General features: G+C 64.0%; 1 protein-coding gene. It reads left to right on the top strand.

Annotated elements, in window-relative coordinates; genetic code table 11:
- Positions 1–1,712 (top strand): RNA-binding protein (locus B7G54_RS39450; RefSeq protein ID WP_208864981.1); only part of this gene is annotated, 1,712 nt, incomplete at both ends.

Below are 1,712 nucleotides of genomic sequence, written 5' to 3'. Positions count from 1 at the left end.
GAGCTGTTCGTGCTGCTCAGGCCGGTGGACAGCGAGCCGATGCCGGTCGAAGTCGACGTGGACAGCGACAGGATCGTGCTGTTCGTGCTGCTCAGGCCGGTGGACAACGAGCCGATGCCGGTCGAGGTCGAGGTGGACAACGACGTGATCGAGCTGTTGGCCGATGAGAGGCCGGTTGAGGTCGAAGTCGACAACGAGCCGATCGAGCTGTTGGCGGACGACAGGCCGGTCGAGGTCGAGGTCGACAGGGACGATACCGTGCTGTTGGTCGAACTCAGGCCGGTGGACAGCGAGTTGATGCCGGTCGAAGTTGAGGTCGACAGCGAGGTGATCGAGCTATTGGCCGACGAGAGGCCCGTCGAGGTCGAGGTGGACAGCGAGGTGATCGAGCTGTTGGCCGACGAGAGGCCGGTCGAGGTCGAGGTCGACAGGGACGATACCGTGCTGTTGGTCGAACTCAGGCCGGTGGACAGCGAGTTGATGCCGGTCGAAGTCGAGGTCGACAGCGACGTGATCGAGCTATTGGCCGACGAGAGGCCCGTCGAAGTCGAGGTCGACAGCGAGGTGATCGAGCTGTTGGCCGACGACAAACCGGTCGACGTCGAAGTCGACAACGAGCCGATCGAGCTGTTGGCCGACGAGAGGCCCGTCGAGGTCGAGGTCGACAACGAGCCGATCGAGCTGTTGGCCGACGACAGGCCGGTCGAGGTCGAGGTCGACAACGAGCCAATCGAGCTGTTTGCCGACGACAGGCCGGTCGAGGTCGAGGTCGACAACGAGCCAATCGAGCTGTTTGCCGACGACAGGCCGGTCGAGGTCGAGGTCGACAACGAGCCGATCGAGCTGTTTGCCGACGACAGGCCGGTCGAGGTCGAGGTCGACAGCGAGCCGATCGAGCTGTTTGCCGACGACAGGCCCGTCGAAGTCGACGTGGACAACGAGCCGATCGAGCTGTTAGCCGACGAGAGGCCCGTCGAGGTCGAGGTCGACAACGAGCCGATCGAGCTGTTTGCCGACGACAGGCCGGTCGACGTCGAAGTCGACAACGAACCGATCGAGCTGTTTGCCGACGACAGACCGGTCGACGTGGAGGTCGACAACGAGCCGATCGAGCTGTTAGCCGACGACAGGCCCGTCGAAGTCGACGTGGACAGCGAGCCGATCGAGCTGTTAGCCGACGAGAGGCCGGTCGAGGTCGAGGTCGACAACGAGCCAATCGAGCTGTTGGCCGACGACAGGCCCGTCGAAGTCGACGTGGACAGCGAGCCGATCGAGCTGTTAGCCGACGACAGGCCGGTCGACGTCGAGGTCGAGAGCGAGCCGATCGAGCTGTTGGCCGACGACAGGCCGGTCGAGGTCGAGGTCGAGAGCGAGCCGATCGAGCTGTTAGCCGACGAGAGGCCGGTCGAGGTCGAGGTCGACAGCGACGTGATCGAGCTGTTTGCCGACGAGAGGCCGGTCGACGTGGAGGTCGACAGCGACGTGATGGAACTGTTAGCCGACGACAGGCCCGTCGAAGTCGACGTGGACAACGACGTGATGGAGCTATTCGCCGACGACAGGCCCGTCGAAGTCGACGTGGACAGCGAGCCGATCGAGCTATTCGCCGACGAGAGACCCGTCGAGGTCGAGGTCGACAACGAGCCGATCGAGCTGTTGGCCGACGAGAGGCCGGTCGAGGTCGAGGTGGACAGCGAGGTGATCGAGCTGTT

The organism is Burkholderia puraquae (genome assembly GCF_002099195.1).
Classification (GTDB): Bacteria; Pseudomonadota; Gammaproteobacteria; order Burkholderiales; family Burkholderiaceae; genus Burkholderia; species Burkholderia puraquae.
Note: the sequence above shows the minus strand (reverse complement) of the source record. Positions and strands in the feature narration are given on the sequence as shown.